The organism is Streptomyces sp. NPDC008092 (assembly GCF_042957285.1).
Lineage (GTDB): Bacteria > Actinomycetota > Actinomycetes > Streptomycetales > Streptomycetaceae > Streptomyces.
Genome location: NZ_JBIBHY010000013.1, coordinates 120,041 through 137,381, shown reverse-complemented (window position 1 = coordinate 137,381; position 17,341 = coordinate 120,041). Strand labels below are relative to the sequence as shown.

The 17,341-nt window shown below is 70.8% G+C and carries 10 protein-coding genes; 2 read left to right on the top strand and 8 right to left on the bottom strand.

The features are described 5' to 3' along the window. Nucleotides 1–7: 7 nt before the first annotated feature. Together ACFZB3_RS35930 and nrdR are read right to left on the bottom strand one after the other, a co-directional pair. Nucleotides 8–2,908: a vitamin B12-dependent ribonucleotide reductase gene (locus tag ACFZB3_RS35930; protein WP_391383226.1), complete on the bottom strand. Its 2,901-nt coding sequence runs from the start codon at nucleotides 2,906–2,908 to the stop codon at nucleotides 8–10. Nucleotides 2,909–3,072: 164 nt separating this feature from the next. Then, nucleotides 3,073–3,624 (bottom strand): transcriptional regulator NrdR, encoded by a 552-nt coding sequence (gene nrdR / locus ACFZB3_RS35925; protein WP_391383223.1) that lies wholly within the window; start codon nucleotides 3,622–3,624, stop codon nucleotides 3,073–3,075. A gap of 503 nt (nucleotides 3,625–4,127) precedes the next feature. On the opposite strand from nrdR, the gene lexA reads away from it, so the two are divergent. Then, complete coding sequence (gene lexA, locus ACFZB3_RS35920; RefSeq protein WP_133028126.1) at nucleotides 4,128–4,907, top strand: transcriptional repressor LexA; 780 nt, start codon at nucleotides 4,128–4,130, stop codon at nucleotides 4,905–4,907. 149 nt (nucleotides 4,908–5,056) lie between these two features. On the opposite strand, the gene ACFZB3_RS35915 is transcribed toward lexA, so the two are convergent. The 4 genes from ACFZB3_RS35915 to ACFZB3_RS35900 form a co-directional block, all read right to left on the bottom strand. Then, nucleotides 5,057–7,033 carry a helicase C-terminal domain-containing protein gene (locus tag ACFZB3_RS35915; RefSeq protein WP_391383219.1) on the bottom strand — a complete coding sequence of 659 codons (1,977 nt, stop codon included), beginning with the start codon at nucleotides 7,031–7,033 and terminating at the stop codon, nucleotides 5,057–5,059. A 203-nt stretch (nucleotides 7,034–7,236) separates the two neighbouring features. Continuing rightward, on the bottom strand, nucleotides 7,237–8,097 hold the full coding sequence (locus ACFZB3_RS35910) for a GNAT family N-acetyltransferase (RefSeq protein ID WP_391383216.1): 861 nt from the start codon (nucleotides 8,095–8,097) through the stop codon (nucleotides 7,237–7,239). Between the two features lie 159 nt (nucleotides 8,098–8,256). Then, nucleotides 8,257–10,293, bottom strand: coding sequence for an IucA/IucC family protein (locus ACFZB3_RS35905; protein WP_391383213.1), 2,037 nt, complete (start codon nucleotides 10,291–10,293; stop codon nucleotides 8,257–8,259). A 503-nt stretch (nucleotides 10,294–10,796) separates the two neighbouring features. Then, nucleotides 10,797–12,326 carry a diaminobutyrate--2-oxoglutarate transaminase family protein gene (locus tag ACFZB3_RS35900; RefSeq protein ID WP_391383210.1) on the bottom strand — a complete coding sequence of 510 codons (1,530 nt, stop codon included), beginning with the start codon at nucleotides 12,324–12,326 and terminating at the stop codon, nucleotides 10,797–10,799. Nucleotides 12,327–12,836: 510 nt separating this feature from the next. Here ACFZB3_RS35900 and ACFZB3_RS35895 point away from each other — a divergent pair. Further along, complete coding sequence (locus tag ACFZB3_RS35895) at nucleotides 12,837–14,060, top strand: trypsin-like serine peptidase (RefSeq protein WP_391383207.1); 1,224 nt, start codon at nucleotides 12,837–12,839, stop codon at nucleotides 14,058–14,060. A gap of 55 nt (nucleotides 14,061–14,115) precedes the next feature. Here ACFZB3_RS35895 and hflX read toward each other — a convergent pair whose 3' ends face one another. Further along, the gene (gene hflX, locus ACFZB3_RS35890) at nucleotides 14,116–15,609 is read right to left on the bottom strand and encodes a GTPase HflX (RefSeq protein WP_391383204.1); all 1,494 of its coding nucleotides are present in this window, start codon (nucleotides 15,607–15,609) and stop codon (nucleotides 14,116–14,118) included. A gap of 198 nt (nucleotides 15,610–15,807) precedes the next feature. Next, the gene (locus tag ACFZB3_RS35885; protein WP_391383199.1) at nucleotides 15,808–17,316 is read right to left on the bottom strand and encodes a M1 family aminopeptidase; all 1,509 of its coding nucleotides are present in this window, start codon (nucleotides 17,314–17,316) and stop codon (nucleotides 15,808–15,810) included. Between the last annotated feature and the right edge of the window lie 25 nt (nucleotides 17,317–17,341).

The following is a 17,341-nucleotide window of genomic DNA, read 5'->3' as shown; positions in this document are numbered from 1 at the left end:
CGACTCGTCAGCTGCAGCCGCTGGTCGAGCCGCATCCCTCGCAGATGTAGCAGGAACCGGCCCGCTGCATCTTCGTACCGCAGGAGAAGCAGAGCGGGGCGTCGGCCTGGATGCCCAGCTGCATCTCCACCAGCTCGGCACTGGTGTGCGCCTGCTTCGGGGCGGGCTTGGCCACCTCCACCTCGGCCTTCGGGGCGGCGACGGCCTTCAGCTCCTGGGCACGCGGCGCCGACTGGGCCAGGCCCTCGACGTCGACCTCGTCATCGTCGAGGGACGGCTCGTAGGAACCGGTCTCCAGGTGCCGCTGACGCTCCTCGGCGGAGTGGATGCCGAGCGCGGAACGCGTCTCGAACGGCAGGAAGTCCAGCGCCAGGCGGCGGAAGATGTAGTCGACGATCGACTGCGCCATCCGCACGTCCGGGTCGTCCGTCATGCCGGCCGGCTCGAAGCGCATGTTGGTGAACTTCGAGACGTAGGTCTCCAGCGGCACGCCGTACTGGAGGCCGACGGAGACCGCGATGGAGAAGGCGTCCATCATGCCCGCGAGGGTCGAGCCCTGCTTGGACATCTTCAGGAAGACCTCGCCCAGGCCGTCGTCCGGGTAGGAGTTCGCCGTCATGTAGCCCTCGGCGCCGCCGACGGTGAAGGACGTGGTGATGCCGGGACGACCCTTCGGGAGGCGCTTGCGGACCGGGCGGTACTCGATGACCTTCTCGACCGTCTCGCGGATGGTCGCCTCGGTCTTCGCCGTGACCTGCTCCTTCTCCTTCTCCTTGGTCTTGGCGGAGAGCGGCTGGCCGACCTTGCAGTTGTCCCGGTAGATCGCGAGCGCCTTGACGCCGAGCTTCCAGGCCTCGAAGTAGATCTCCTCGACCTCCTCGACGGTCGCCGTCTCCGGCATGTTGACCGTCTTGGAGATGGCACCGGAGATCCACGGCTGGATCGCGGCCATCATGCGGACGTGGCCCATCGGGGAGATGGCACGCTCGCCCATGGCGCAGTCGAAGACCTCGTAGTGCTCGTGCTTGAGGCCGGGGGCGTCGATCACGTTGCCGTTGTCGGCGATGTGGGCGACGATCGCCTCGATCTGCTCCTCCTGGTAGCCCAGGCGGCGCAGGGCCTGCGGGACCGTGCCGTTGACGATCTGCATCGAGCCGCCGCCGACCAGCTTCTTGAACTTGACCAGGGCCAGGTCGGGCTCGACGCCGGTGGTGTCGCAGGACATCGCGAGACCGATGGTGCCGGTGGGGGCGAGGACGGACGCCTGGGAGTTACGGAAACCGTTCTTCTCGCCGAGGCGCACCACGTCCTGCCAGGCCTCCGTGGCGGCGGCCCAGACCGGGGTGTCCAGGTCGTCCATGCGGACGGCCACGGTGTTGGCGTCGGCGTGCTGCTTCATGACGCGGTTGTGGGCGTCGGCGTTGCGGGCGTAGCCGTCGTAGGGGCCGACGACCGCGGCGAGATCGGCGGAGCGCTTGTAGGCGGTGCCGGTCATCAGGGAGGTGATGGCACCGGCGAGGGCGCGGCCGCCGTCGGAGTCGTAGGCGTGGCCGGTCGCCATCAGCAGGGCGCCGAGGTTGGCGTAGCCGATGCCGAGCTGACGGAACGCGCGGGTGTTCTCGCCGATCTTCTGGGTCGGGAAGTCCGCGAAGCAGATGGAGATGTCCATCGCGGTGATGACGAGCTCGACGACCTTCGCGAAGCGCTCGACGTCGAAGGACTGGCTGCCCTTGCCGTCGTCCTTCAGGAACTTCATCAGGTTCAGCGAGGCGAGGTTGCAGGACGTGTTGTCCAGGTGCATGTACTCGCTGCAGGGGTTCGAGCCGTTGATCCGGCCGGACTCCGGGCAGGTGTGCCAGTGGTTGATGGTGTCGTCGTACTGGATGCCCGGGTCGGCGCAGGCCCAGGCGGCCTCGGCCATCTTGCGGAAGAGGGACTTGGCCCCGACCTCCTCGATGACCTCGCCGGTCATCCGGGCGCGCAGACCGAACTGCCCGCCCTGCTCGACCGCCTTCATGAACTCGTCGTTCACGCGGACCGAGTTGTTGGCGTTCTGGTACTGGACGGACGTGATGTCGTCGCCGCCCAGGTCCATGTCGAAGCCCGCGTCACGCAGGGCGCGGATCTTCTCCTCCTCCTTGACCTTGGTCTCGATGAAGTCCTCGATGTCGGGGTGGTCGACGTCGAGGATGACCATCTTGGCGGCACGGCGGGTGGCACCGCCGGACTTGATGGTGCCCGCGGAGGCGTCGGCGCCGCGCATGAAGGAGACCGGTCCGGAGGCGTTGCCGCCGGAGGAGAGCAGCTCCTTGGAGGAGCGGATACGGGACAGGTTCAGGCCGGCGCCGGAGCCGCCCTTGAAGATCATGCCCTCTTCCTTGTACCAGTCGAGGATCGACTCCATGGAGTCGTCGACGGACAGGATGAAGCAGGCGGAGACCTGCTGGGGCTGCGGGGTGCCCACGTTGAACCACACGGGGCTGTTGAAGCTGAAGATCTGGTGCAGGAGGGCGTACGCCAGCTCGTGCTCGAAGATCTCGGCGTCGGCGGGCGAGGCGAAGTACTTGTACTCCTCGCCGGCCTTCCGGTACGTCTTCACGATGCGGTCGATCAGCTGCTTGAGGCCGGTCTCACGCTGCGGGGTGCCGACGGCACCGCGGAAGTACTTGCTGGTGACGATGTTGACCGCGTTCACCGACCAGAAGTCGGGGAACTCGACGCCACGCTGCTCGAAGTTGACCGAGCCGTCGCGCCAGTTGGTCATGACGACGTCACGGCGCTCCCAGCTCACCTCGTCGTACGGGTGCACGCCGGGGGTGGTGTGGATGCGCTCGATACGCAGTCCCTTGGTGGCCTTGGTTCCCTTCGCGCGGGAACTCCGTGCCGGACCGCTCGCCGTCTCTGTCATGCCGCCTCCCTGTACGGGCTAAAACGCCCTGAAATGCCACGATGTTCCCGTGACACACTGTTCTGTTTTCACGTCGCGGGCGCCCTCAGCTGCCACCCGCGACAAGTCCTGGATCGCCGTCCGACAACCGGATCCGGGCCCTCCGCCCTGTTCCGGTCCTCCCGTCAGCCGGCGACGTGAACGGGTGCGGGTACCTGTGCGCCCCCGCCTGGCCCGTGACCGTCTTCCTGGCCCCCCGCTCCCGCGTCTTCGTCGTCCGCGACGGGGTCCTGGGCCGCCTGCCTTAGCTCCGCGATCGCGGCCTCGAAGTCCTCAAGCGAGTCGAACGCCCGGTAGACGGAGGCGAATCGCAGGTAGGCGACCAGGTCGAGTTCCTGCAACGGGCCGAGTATGGCCAGCCCCACGTCGTGGGTGGTCAGCTCGGCGCTTCCGGTGGCCCGCACCGCCTCCTCGACCCGCTGGCCGAGCTGGGCGAGTGCGTCCTCGGTGACAGGCCGCCCCTGGCATGCCTTGCGCACGCCGTTGATGACCTTGGTACGACTGAACGGCTCGGTGACTCCGGACCGCTTGACCACCATGAGCGAGCACGTCTCCACGGTCGTGAAACGACGGGAGCAGTCCGGACACTGGCGGCGCCTGCGGATCGACGTGCCGTCGTCGGTCGTACGACTGTCGACCACGCGGCTGTCGGGGTGCCTGCAGAAGGGGCAGTGCATGATCTCCAACCCTCCTCACAGCAGACTCAATAGCCTCGCTGGGCCACATGGGCCCCTCGAAGCAGCCCCAAGCATAGGCGATCTCAGAGAGACCGGAGACCCGGGGGACCACAACTTGTGGGCTGCCGTAGCAATCCAACCACTAGATGTGGTGATTGGCAGATACATCACCAGGTTGCGCGTGTCGCACACGTACCGCTACGGCGGATACGGAGATACCGTGGGCGCCGCACGGAGGTCACGTGCGACTCCGGCGCAGATGGGGAGGGACATCCCGGTCCGCGGCGGTCCGGATGGCAGACTGGGCACACCCACGAGGCCGTCCCCCGGCGGTGAAGAGTACAACAATGGGCCCTTTTGCCCGCCGGGCACCGCATGAGCCATACACCCAGACATGCGATCACGTACGGTGAACCGCGTTTTTTCACTCGAACGTGTGTTTGGCGCAACCTTTCGAAAGCAACTACCGTTGTCCAGCAGGGAGACCATCGAGAGGGGCCGACGTGACCACGACCGCAGACAGTGCCACCATCACCGCCCAGGACCGCTCCCAGGGCCGACTCGACCCGGTGCATGCCATGAACGAAGCCGTGAATCCCGAGGGACACAAGCGTTCCCTGCCGGGCCGACCTCCAGGCATCCGGGCGGACAGCTCGGGCCTCACCGACCGGCAGCGCCGGGTGATCGAGGTGATCCGGGACTCGGTGCAGCGGAGGGGCTACCCGCCGTCGATGCGGGAGATCGGCCAGGCCGTCGGCCTGTCCAGCACGTCCTCAGTGGCGCACCAGCTGATGGCGCTGGAGCGCAAGGGCTTCCTGCGCCGCGACCCGCACCGCCCGCGGGCGTACGAGGTGCGCGGCTCCGACCAGGCCGTGACCGTGCAGCCCACGGACACCGCCGGCAAGCCCGCCGCGTCGTACGTCCCGCTGGTCGGCCGGATCGCCGCCGGTGGGCCGATCCTCGCCGAGGAGTCGGTCGAGGACGTCTTCCCCCTGCCCCGGCAGCTGGTCGGTGACGGCGAGCTGTTCGTGCTCAAGGTCGTCGGCGACTCCATGATCGAGGCCGCGATCTGCGATGGCGACTGGGTCACCGTCCGCCGCCAGCCGGTGGCCGAGAACGGCGACATCGTCGCCGCCATGCTCGACGGCGAGGCCACCGTCAAGCGCTTCAAGCGCGAGGACGGCCATGTCTGGCTCCTCCCCCACAACGCGGCCTACGAGCCCATCCCCGGCGACGACGCGACCATCCTGGGCAAGGTCGTCGCGGTACTGCGGCGCGTGTGACGCCTGCGGCGGGCGGTCATCCCGCCCGCCCTCCGATCGGCCCCGGGACCCCTGCGCCGGTTCCGGGGTCCAGCACTGTCCGGACCCCGGTCACTGCAGGCCCGGGATCGCGGGTTAGCCTGGGCGGCGCCGCCCAGGCTAACCCGCGATCATTCCGCTTCCGCCTGCCGCGCCACCGCGTCGATCGCCGCCAGCGACCTGCGGACCTGGTTACGGTCCGTGGTGTACCAGAAGTCGGGCAGTGAGGACTTGAGATACCCGCCGTACCGCGCGGTGGCCAGCCGCTGGTCGAGTACGGCGACCACGCCGCGGTCCCCCGAGGCACGTACGAGCCGGCCGGCGCCCTGCGCCATCAGAAGCGCGGCGTGGGTGGCGGCGACCGCCATGAAGCCGTTGCCGCCGGCGTCCTCGACGGCCTTCTGCCGGGCGCTCATGAGCGGGTCGTCCGGGCGCGGGAACGGGATCTTGTCCATGACGACCAGCTGGCAGCTGGGGCCGGGGACATCGACGCCCTGCCAGAGCGACAGCGTGCCGAAGAGGCAGGTTCTGGGATCGGCGGCGAAGTTCTTGATCAGTTCGCCGAGGGTCTCCTCGCCCTGCAGCAGTATCGGGAACTCGGGCATCCGGACGCGCAGTTCCTCGGCCGCCTGCTGGGCGGCCCGCATCGAGGAGAAGAGGCCGAGCGTACGGCCGCCGGCGGCCTGGATCAGCTCGGTCAGTTCGTCGAGCATGTCGGCCCGGTCGCCGTCCCGTGCGGGGCGCGACAGATGCTTGGCGACGTAGAGGATGCCCTGTTTCGGATAGTCGAAGGGCGAGCCGACGTCGACGCCCTTCCACTGCGGGAGGTCGTCCCCCTCCGTGCCCTCCGGGGCGAGGCCGAGGGACGCGCCGACACCGTTGAAGTCGCCGCCGAGCTTGAGCGTCGCCGAGGTGAGGACGACCGAGCGGTCCGCGAAGAGCTTCTCCCTGAGCAGGCCCGACACGGACATCGGGGCGACCCGCAGGGAGGCACCGAAACGGTCGTGGCGTTCGTACCAGACGACGTCCCACTCGGCGCCGTTGACGATCCGCTCCGACACGTCGTGCACGGTCTCCACGGAGGCCAGTGCCTGCTTGCGGACCGCGTCCTCGTCCTGGACCGACTTGTCGCGGGTCGTGCCGAGCGCGGAGATCACGGTGCGGGCGGCGTCTCTGAGCGCCGCCAGGGCGTAACCGAGATCCTCCGGGATCTCCTCCAGCCGGCCCGGCAGCGCCAGCTCCATCAGCCGCTCGAAGCCCTCGGCGGCGGTCTGGAGCTGGTCGGCGGCCTTCTCGTCGACCAGTTTGGCGGCGCGCCGCACCGCGCGGTTGACCTGGCCCGGGGTGAGCTCGCCGGTGGCCACACCGGTGACCCGGGAGACCAGTTCGTGCGCCTCGTCCACGATCAGCACCTCGTGCGGCGGGAGCACCGGGGCGCCCTCGATGGCGTCGATCGCGAGCAGGGCGTGATTGGTGACGACCACCTCGGCGAGCTTCGCTCGCTCACGGGCCATCTCGGCGAAGCACTCGGCGCCGTAGGCGCACTTGGACGCGCCGAGGCACTCCCGGGAGGAGACCGAGACCTGCGCCCAGGCCTTGTCGGAGACACCCGGTGTGAGGTCGTCGCGGTCGCCGTTCTCGGTCTCGTCGGCCCAGTCGCGCAGGCGCAGCAGGTCCTGTCCGAGCTTGCTGGTGGGCGCGGCCGCCTCGAACTGGTCGAAGAGGCCCTCCTCCTCGTCCTGCGGCATGCCCTCGTGCAACCGGTGCAGGCACAGGTAGTTCGACCTGCCCTTGAGCATGGCGAACTCCGGCCGCCGGCGCAGCAACGGGTGCAGGGCGTCGACGGTGCGCGGCAGATCCCGCTCGACGAGCTGTCTCTGCAGGGCGAGGGTCGCCGTCGCGACGACCACCCGCTCTCCGTGAGCGAGCGCGGGCACCAGGTAGCCGAGGGACTTTCCGGTGCCGGTGCCGGCCTGGACCAGCAGATGGGATCCGTCGTCGATCGCCTCGGCGACCGATTCGGCCATGGTCACCTGGCCGGGGCGCTCCGTACCGCCGACAGCTGTGACCGCGGCATGCAGGAGTTCAGGGAGTGAGGGCTTCGTCATAGCGCGACCACCCTACGACCCGGCACTGACAACCGGGCGATCAAGGCGGGGACGAGGGGTGGGATCACGCCGGAAGCTCCTGGACAGGCGGGCCAAGGGGCATGGGCGGGCCGGGAGTCGGGTCGCTCGGAATTTCTTTCCGACGGCCGGGAACTCGATCGGTCGCCGCTTCGTACTACATGTGTACACGCAATCACTCAGCGCTACATCAGATGACGTAGGGACCGGTCCCGGATCATGAGGGCGGCCCGTTTGGCAGGCAGGTCGACCTCGGAGCCGTAGCGGAAGCCCGCGTTGAGGAAGGCGGCCACGGAGGGGGTGTTGTGAAGGTCTGGTTCGGCGACGACACGTGCACAGGCGGGGCGATGGTCGAGTACGAGATCGGCCACGGCTCTGAGCAGGGCGGACCCCAGTCCGCGTCCCCGGTCGGCGACATCGCCGACGAGGAGATGGACGCCCGTGTCGTGCGGGCGGGCCGGATAGTGGCGGGCGAGTGGGTCCAGGTCGGCTCGATAGATCTCCCAATAGCTCATCGGGGTGCCGTCGAGCATGCCCAGACACGGCACGCTGCGTCCGTCTCCCGCGAGTTGGGCCCGCAGATGGTCCTCCGTCTGCGCCCGTGAGCCGGCCAGCTGCCAGAACGCGGCCACGCCGGGGTCGTTCATCCAGCCGCTGATGACCGGCAGGTCGCGTTCGACGTGGACCGGCACCAGGTGGAAGAGGCCGACGGGCGTCTTGGTGGGGCCCCAGGCGCCCACCTGGTCGAGCAGGTCGAGCGGGCCGAGCGCGCCCGGGGGGCTGAACGGGCCCGGCGGGTCGAGCGGACCGAGGGGGCCGGGTCGGTCGTGAGCGAGCCCGGGGCCTTGCGCGTCGGCCTCGTCGGCGCCGGGCACCGTCCCGGCGATGAGGGCGAGCAGTTCGCCGGGCAGACGAAGGTCCAGGGTGTCCTCGCAGTCCCTGATGTCCTCGGTGGGTCCGGAACGGCCGGGGTGGCCGGCGGGCCCGGAACATCCGGGATGGACCGGGACGGCGCCGGTGTCGGCGCTCGCGTCGGTGGGAGGCATGGTGCGGTCCTCTCAGGAGACGGGGTGGGGCATGTTCCTCGGTCGCTGGATGAAGGCGGTGGATGACAGGCGGTGGATGGCGGGCGATGGATGGCGGCAGCGGATGAAAGGCGACGGATGAAGCGCGATGGACGAGAGCGGGTGACGAGGTCGGTGGGGTCAGCAGGGTGAGGGTGAGGAGTGGAGGGGGTTGGTGATGGTGACGTAGACGGACTGGATGTCGACCGGGCCCACGAGTTCGTCGAGGCCGTGCAGCCGGGTCAGCAGGTTGGCCTTGCAGCGCAGGACGGGTGAGTCGAGCAGGTGGCCGGGCAGGGAGCTGCGCAGCCGGGCGGGTCCGGCGGCCGCGTCGGCGAGGAACCGGCGGAAGGCCGCGAGCAGCAGCCGCTCGTCGGCCAGCCGCTGGGAGCCGAACGCGCCGATCAGGCCGAGCACGTTGTTGATGCCGAGGTAGTAGGCGAAGCGTTCGTCGGTGACCTCGTCGGAGACGAAGGTGTCGCTGTGCTCTCCGATGCCGGGCAGCCGCGCGTCGAGGTCGTCCCGTCGGGACTCGCGGAAGTAGTAGCCCTGGTTGTCGCGGTAGCGCCCGCCGGCCGGCCAGCCGTCGGCGTCCAGCAGGAGGAGGGTGTTCTGCTGGTGCGCCTCCAGGGCGATGCCCGCCTCGCTGTCGAGCCAGAGCACCGGGCGGACGACCTGCTCCAGGTAGCGCAGGAACCACTCGGCGCTGACGGCGCCCACGGGCCGACCGGTGCGTTCGGCGAGCCGGGAGACCACCCGGGCCAGTCGGGAGCGGTACGGGCGGGTCCTGCCGTTCGCCGCCGGGACGTCGAGAGGCCGGGGCGTGACCAGCCCGGCGACGCAGGACACGTCGTCGGTGGGGGTGAACGGGTTGTGCCGGATCACCACGTCGAGTCCGGGTACGGGCCGGCCGTCCTGGCCGTCGACGGCCAGCCAGGCGGGGTCGCGCACGATGTCGAAGGCGGGGTGGGCGGCCTGCCACTGCTTGGCGAGGCCGGTGCGCAGCAGGCGGTGCACCTCGACGCCGCGGTGGAGTTCCTTGCGGAGGTTCTCCCGGCGGGAGTTGGTGATGCGCAGGCCGAGCGACAGCTTGAGCATGGCGGGGGCACCGGTGCGGTGCACGGTTCGTACGGAGGAGGTGGGGTACCAGGGGGCGCCGAGCGGGCCCAGGTCGCGCAGGAGCCCGGCGTCGAGGAGAGCGGCGGTCTCCTCGCGGTGACCGATCTCGCGGGCCTGCCAGGGGTGCAGCGGCAGGGCGGCGGCGCAGCCGTCGGGCAGGGGCAGGGCCGTGCCGGCCAGACGTTCCATGAGGTGCGCCGCCGGGACGGGACGGCCTCGTTCGGTCCAGGCCGAGTCGGTGGCGAGCAGGGAGGAGGCGACCGCGATCCAGTGCAGGGGAAAGGAGCCGCGCAACTCCGGTGAGTAGAGCCGGGCTTCGGACTCGGTCAGACCCTCGCGGCTCTTCGGGGTCGGGTGCAGCGGGTGCCCGAGGAGGAGTGCCTGCTCGGCGGCGAGGAAGCGGTCGGGGCCGTCGGCGGGGTGGGCGCGCCGGTCCGCGATGAAGGTGGCCGTGCGGCGCAGGGAGTCGGCGACCCGGGCCACGAGGTCGGCGCTCGCGGGGATGGCCCGGGCACTGCCGAAAGCTCCGTCGGCCGTGTGACCGACCGGGCCCCCGGTGTGGACGGCCAGGAGCGCGGCATGGCCGGTGCCGGCTTCGGCGTGGCCGGTGCTGCCCTCGGCGCGGTCGGCGGTGCCTGCCGGTCCCGTGGTCGTCTCGCGGGTGAGCAGGGCGGCGAGGGTGACCGCGTCGACGGGCGGGGCGGTGTCGGGGGCGCCGGCCAGGCGGGGCGGTCCGAAGCGGTGCCAGCCGGTCGGGGACCAGTGGCGGATCGGGGTGATCAGCGCCGTTCCGCTGGCGGGGAGCGGAACACGGAGGGTGCCGGCGTCGGGCGTGGGCAGGTTCGTCTCTCGCGCCCAGCAGCGGAGCAGGTTCTCCACCGCGGCGGCCTGGGCGGCGATGTACGGGTCGGGGTGTTCGAGGAGGTCTCCCGTGTCGTCGCGTGGCCGCTCGGGCGGAGAGGTACGGCCTCGTTGCTGGGGGACCGACTCGGCGAGCGGAACGGGGCGCCCCTGTGGGCCTTGGTCTCCGTTGTCGTCGGGCGCGGGGGTGGCGTTCAAGGAGGCTTCCTCGGGGCTCGGGCGGTGCGGGGTTCGGCGTCGGGCCGGCGAACCGTGCCGGTCGGGTGGCGAGTCGAGTGCTGAGTGTCCTGATGAGAGGGGTGCGGATGATGTGGAGCGGTTCGTTTCGTGGGGCGGTCGGTTCGCTCCGGGGCCGTCGGCCGGCCGGTTCGTCCGAGGTGCGCCCGCCGGCCGGGCTGCTGTCGGCGGTTCGGCGGGCCGGCCCCGCCCGGGTGATCCGAATGATTCGAGCGATCGGGATGACCCGGATGATCCGGGTTAGCCGAATTAACCGGATCGACCGGACGAACAAGACGACCCGGGCGGCCCGAACGACCCAGACTGCCCAAACGGCCCGAGCGGTCCGGACAACCCTGGCGGCCCCGCCAGCCCCGCCAGCCCTGCCGGTCCGAGTGCTCCCGGTGGCGGGCTCCCCTCGGACGGCTCGGTCGGCGGGTGCTCGTGGGAGGTGGGGGCCGGCCGGGGTTTTCCCGGTGCGCCGCTCAGTCGTCCGGCTCCTTGCGGCCCTCGGGGCGTCGGGGCCTGGCACCGTGGGCGGCCGGGTCGCGGGCCACGGCTGCCACGGCGTCGGCGAGGCGGTCCAGTACGGCGGCCGCCTGTTCGTCGGTGATGGTCAGTGGCGGCAGCAGTCGTACGACTCCGGCGTGGCGGCCCCCGAGTTCGACGATCAGGCCCCGCTCCAGGCAGGCGCGCTGCACGGCCGCGGCCAGTTCGGGAGCGGCGGGGCGCGGCCCCGGCCGGGCTTCCTCCTCCCGGCCGCTCACCGCGGCGCCCCGCGCCACCGCGGCCGGATCACCGCTCCCCTGGACCCTCGCCTCCCCCGCGCGCTCCTCCGCCTCCCCGGTGGGCCCCTCCTGCTCCGGGTCCACCAGTTCCATCCCGATCATCAGCCCCCGCCCCCGCACGTCTCCCACGCACGTGAAGTCGTCCTGGAGTCGGCGCAGTTGGGCGAGCATCCGGGCACCGAGCAGGCCCGCTCGTTCGGCGAGGGCGTTCTCGCGGACGTGGGCGAGGGTGGCGGTGCCGGCGGCCATGGCGAGCTGGTTGCCGCGGAAGGTTCCGGCGTGGGCTCCGGGTTCCCAGACGTCGAGCCCGTCGCGGTAGACGACGACGGCGAGGGGGAGGCTGCCGCCGATGGCCTTGGACAGGACCATCACGTCGGGGGTGACGCCGCTGTGCTCGACGGCCCAGAAGGCGCCGGTCCGGCCCACCCCGGTCTGGATCTCGTCCGCGATCAGGGGGATGGAGCGGTCGGCGGTGAGCCGGCGCATCCGGCGGAGCCAGTCGTCCGGCGCGGGGATCACCCCGCCCTCGCCCTGCACGGGTTCGAGGATCATCCCGGCGGGAAGGGGGACACCGGACTTGGGGTCGTCGAGGACGGTCTCGGTCCAGCGGGCGGACAGTTCCGCGCCGCGGGGGCCACCGACGCCGAACGGGCAGCGGTAGTCCTGGGGGAAGGGCAGCCGGGCGACGCGGACGTCGCCGGCTCCGCCGGAAGCGGCCAGGGCGCCGGTGGTCATCCCGTGGTAGGCACCGGTGAAGGCGAGGATGCCGGTGCGGCCGGTCGCGGCCCGGACGAGTTTGAAGGCAGCCTCCACGGCGTCCGTGCCGGCGGGCCCGCAGAACTGGACGCGGGCGCGGTCGGCGAGGCCGGGCGGCAGGGTCCGGAACAGTTCGGTGATGAAGGCGTCCTTGACGGGGGTCGCCAGGTCGAGGACGGAGAGCGGCGCGCCGGAGTCGAGGACCTTGCGGATCGCTTCCAGCACGACGGGGTGGTTGTGGCCGAGGGCGAGGGTGCCCGCGCCGGAGAGACAGTCCAGGTAGCGGCGTCCGTCGGCGCCTTCGATGGTCAGGCCGCGGGCCCGCACCGGCACGATGGGCAGGGCGCGCGCGTAGGTACGTGCCCGCGACTCACGCGCCGACTGGCGCCTCAGGATCCCCTCGTGCGCCGCGGGCGCTCCCTCGAACGTCCCCCTGGACGTCTCCTCGGTCACCGACTCCGTCACGGCCACGGCTCGCTGTCCTCCCCGCTGTCCAGAGGCGAGTTGATCGGCGGGCACCGGGCACAGACAGCCGGACCCCCACCGCTACCAACAGCGGACCGGCCGGGTGGTTACGGGTCGTCTCAAGATCCTTGCCGGGAGCTTGCCATGGGATGCCCGCCCGACGGCCGCCCCGCAGGGAAGGGGGTCGTGTCCACCGGTCCACGACTCGGCGCCATCGGTCCACGACTCGGCGCCGAACGCGATCACCATGCGCCCCACCGTCTGCACCGTCCGCACCGACCGCACCGACCGCACCGACCGCACCGACCGCACCGACCGCACCGACCGCACCTGGAGTCTCACATACGCGCTCGGGACGACACCGGCCGCGGGCGACGCGTCGCTCTCACCTGCGCACTGTGGTTGCTCCGCAGGTGAACCCCGTAGCAGAACCGTTGCCCATCCACCGGGAGCGCCGCACAGCGAGCGCATAGTGTGTGGCGCTGAAGTTCCTTACCAACAGGGGGAGTCACCACCATGCGATCCATCCGGCCGTCGTTCGCCCTCCGAGGTGGCAGGGGCGCGCCCCGTGCGCTGGCGGCCGTCGCCCTCGCCTCGGCGCTGGCGCTGACCGCCACCGCCTGCGGCAGCTCCGGCGACGACAACGCGGGCGGCCCGGCTTCCGCGTCCGCCACGGCCGACACCGGTGACGGCAAGATCAAGATCCCGGACGACATCAAGAACAAGCTCAAAGAGCACGGGATCGACATCGACAAGTGGAAGAACGGCGCCTGGAAGAACTGGGACAAGGACGACTGGCTGCGCGAGGCCAACGACTTCATCAACCCGATCATCAAGGGTCTGTGGGACCCCAACCGGATGCGGGACGCCAACGACCCCGACAAGGGCAAGGGCGTCGACGACAACGACCTCTCCGGTGACCAGGGGGTGACCGACCCGACGCCGCAGCCCGTTCAGGCGAAGGCGGTGCGGCCGGCGTACCACGCGAGTGCGGCCACGGCCGGGAAGGTCTTCTTCGACTCCCCCGAGGGCACGATGGTCTGTTCGGCGACGGTCGTCGAGGACCCGGCGCACCCGGGCAAGTCCAACCTGGTGTGGACGGCGGGGCACTGTGTGCACGCCGGCAAGAACGGCGGCTGGTACCGGAACATCGCGTTCGTGCCGTCGTACAACGACAAGGGGCTGACCGGTTCGGCGCTGGCGGCGGCGACCCGTGCGGAGGTCGCGCCGTACGGCGTGTGGTGGGGCGACGGGGCGCAGACCTCGCAGCAGTGGATCGACCAGGGCGGTGAGACGGGCGGCGACGGTGCGTCGTACGACTACGCGGTGATCCATGTGACGCCCGAGCAGGGCAGTGGCGGCAAGTCCCTTGAGGAGACGGTCGGTTCGGCGCTGCCGGTGAACTTCGACGCGCCCGCGGTGCCGAAGGTGTCGAGCATCACCGCCACGGGGTATCCGGCGGCGAAGCCGTACGACGGGTCGCTGCTGTACCAGTGCGCGGACCGGCCCGGGCGGCTGTCGGTGGATGCGGCGGCGCCCACGATGTACCGGATCGGGTGCACGATGACCGGTGGGGCGTCGGGTGGCGGCTGGGTGGAGACGGGCACCGACGGCAAGCCGGCGCTGGTGTCCAACACGTCGATCGGGCCGGTGAGTTCGGGGTGGCTGGCCGGGCCTCGGTTCGGTGATGTGGCCAAGGGGGTTTACGAGGGGGTCAGTAAGGAGTTCGCCGATCAGTGAGGTAGGCGAACGGGCCGCCTCCTGAAAAGGAGACGGCCCGTTCGGTTGCGAACTGCTACGCGGCCGGAGCCGGCACGTAGGGCGCGAGATCCGCCGCCAGTTCCTCGTGGACCCGGACCTTGAGGAGGGTGCCCTCGGCGGTGTGCTCCTCCGAGAGGACCTCGCCCTCGTTGTGGGCGCGGGCCACGAGCTTGCCGTGGGTGTACGGGACCAGGGCCTCGATCTCGACCGACGGGCGGGGCAGGTCGTTGTCGATCAGGGCCAGGAGTTCGTCGATGCCCAGGCCGGAGCGGGCCGAGACCGCGATCGAGCGCTTCTCGTTGCGCAGCAGGCGCTGGAGGACCAGGGGGTCCGCCGCGTCCGCCTTGTTGATCACGACGATCTCGGGTACGTCGGTGGCGCCGACGTCCCTGATCACCTCGCGTACCGCGGCCAGCTGCTCCTCCGGGACCGGGTGCGAGCCGTCGACCACGTGGAGGATCAGGTCGGCGTCGCCGACCTCCTCCATGGTGGAGCGGAACGCCTCGACCAGGTGGTGGGGCAGGTGGCGGACGAAGCCGACGGTGTCGGCCAGGGTGTACACGCGGCCGCTCGGGGTCTCCGCGCGGCGGACGGTCGGGTCCAGGGTCGCGAACAGCGCGTTCTCGACCAGGACGCCGGCGCCGGTGAGGCGGTTGAGCAGGGAGGACTTGCCGGCGTTGGTGTAGCCCGCGATGGCGACGGACGGCACCTTGTTGCGGCGGCGCTCCTGGCGCTTGATCTCGCGGCCGGTCTTCATCTCCGCGATCTCCCGGCGCATCTTCGCCATCTTCTCGCGGATCCGCCGCCGGTCCGTCTCGATCTTGGTCTCACCGGGACCACGGGTGGCGAGGCCGCCGCCCTTGCCGCCGCCCATCTGGCGGGACAGCGACTGACCCCAGCCTCGCAGCCGCGGCAGCATGTACTGCATCTGCGCGAGCGAGACCTGCGCCTTGCCCTCGCGGGACTTGGCGTGCTGGGCGAAGATGTCCAGGATGAGGGCGGTCCGGTCGATGACCTTGACCTTGACGACGTCCTCCAGCTGGATCAGCTGGCCCGGGCTCAGCTCACCGTCGCAGATGACGGTGTCGGCGCCGGTCTCGAGGACGATGTCACGCAGCTCCAGGGCCTTGCCGGAGCCGATGTAGGTGGCCGCGTCGGGCTTGTCGCGGCGCTGGATGACGCCGTCGAGGACGAGCGCGCCCGCGGTCTCGGCGAGGGCGGCCAGCTCCGCGAGGGAGTTGTCCGCGTCCTGCACGGTGCCCGAGGTCCACACCCCGACCAGTACGACCCGCTCCAGGCGGAGCTGTCGGTACTCGACCTCGGTGACGTCCTCAAGCTCGGTGGAGAGGCCCACGACGCGGCGCAGGGCCGCGCGCTCGGAGCGGTCGAACTGGTCGCCGTCCCGCTCTCCGTCGATCTCGTGGCTCCAGGCGACGTCCTCTTCCATCAGGGCATCGGCCCGAAGACCGTCGGGGTAGTCCTGCGCGAGGCGCCTGGTGTCCTGGGAAGGGGAAGAAGAGGAGGTCATTGGGTCCTTACGTCGATGGGAGTGCCGAAGCCGGCCTTCGACTTCTCAACGTACGAGTACCCCGGGAGATTCCCCGCGACCCGTACCGTGCCGACCTGGGCCGGCCTGGGCCGACCCGCGGCCGGCTGTGCCGGCTCCACGATGGTCGCACGGTACGCCTCGTCCCGGCACCGTGTTATTCCGGGGGCCGCCCCGCCGTCACTTCTTGGTCTGCTTCTTCGGGGCCGGGACCTGCTTCCAGTCCGGGTGGCCGGGCATCGGCGGGGTCTTCGTGCCGTACAGCCAGGCGTCGAAGAAACCGGTGAGGTCACGGTTGGCGACCGCGGAGGCCAGGTGGACGAAGTCGGCGGTGGTCGCGGTGCCGTCCTTGTGCCGCTCGACCCAGATCCGCTCCAGGCGCTCGAAGGCGGGCTTGCCGATCTCCTGGCGCAGGGCGTAGAGGGCGAGGGCCGCGCCGTCGTAGATGTTGGGGCGGAAGATGCTGATCTTCTGGCCGGGGTCGGGGGCCTTGGGCAGGGCGGGCGGTCCGCCGGCGGCGCGCCAGCGGTCGGAGGCGCCGTACGCGGCCTTCATGCGGTTGATCATGGGCTGCTTGCCCTTCTCCTCCGCGTACAGCTCCTCGTACCAGGTGGCGTGCCCCTCGTTCAGCCAGACGTCGGACCAGACGCGCGGGCTGACGCTGTCGCCGAACCACTGGTGGGACAGCTCGTGCACCATGACCGACTCGATGTACCACTTGGGGTACGCGGGCTCGGTGAACAGGTTCTTCTCGAAGAGGGAGAGAGTCTGGGTCTCCAGCTCGAAGCCGGTGGACGCCTGGGCCATGAGCACGCCGTACGTCTCGAACGGGTACCTGCCGACCTTGCTCTCCAGCCAGGCGATCTGGTCCGGGGTCTTGGCCAGCCAGGGTTCGAGCTTCTTGGCGTCGGCGCTCGGGACGACGTCCCGGACGGGCAGTCCGTGCGGTCCGGCGCGGTGCAGTACGGCGGAGCGGCCGATGGAGACCTGGGCCAGTTCGGTGGCCATGGGGTGCTCGGTGCGGTAGGTCCAGGTGGTCTGGCCGCCGACCCGGACGGAGTCGGTGGGGATGCCGTTGGCGACGACGGTGTAGCCGTTCGGGGCGGTCACGTGGAAGGTGAACATCGCCTTGTCGGACGGGTGGTCGTTGCACGGGAAGACCAGGTGGGCCGCGTCGGCCTGGTTGGCCATGGCGAGCCCGTCGGTGGTGCGCACCCAGCCGCCGTCCTGGCCCTTGGCGGACACCGGGTCGCTGGTGTGCCTGACCGTGATCCGCGTCCAGTCGCCCTGCCGCAGCGGCTTGTCCGGGGTGACGACCAGGTCCTCGCCGGCGCCGGCGAAGGCGGCGGGCCGGCCGTCGACCTCGACGGACTCGACCTTGCCGTGCGCGAAGTCGAGGTTGAGGCGGTCCAGGTCGGTGGTGGTCCAGGCGTCGATGGTGGTCACGGCCTGCAGCGGCTTGTCGTTGCTGCCGGGATAGGTGAAGGAGAGGTCGTACGACGCGACGTCGTACCCCGGGTTGCCGAGGTACGGGAAGAGCCGGTCGCCGACGCCGAGCGGGACCGGCGGGGCGCTCGCGCCGAGGAGGGCGACGGAGACGGCGGAGGCGAGGAGGGCGGCGGCCCGCCGGTGCCGGAGCGGTCGGGCGGCACGCTGTGCAGGGCGGCGGGTGCGGAGGGTGAGCGGCATGGACCACCGCTACCAGCACACCCCC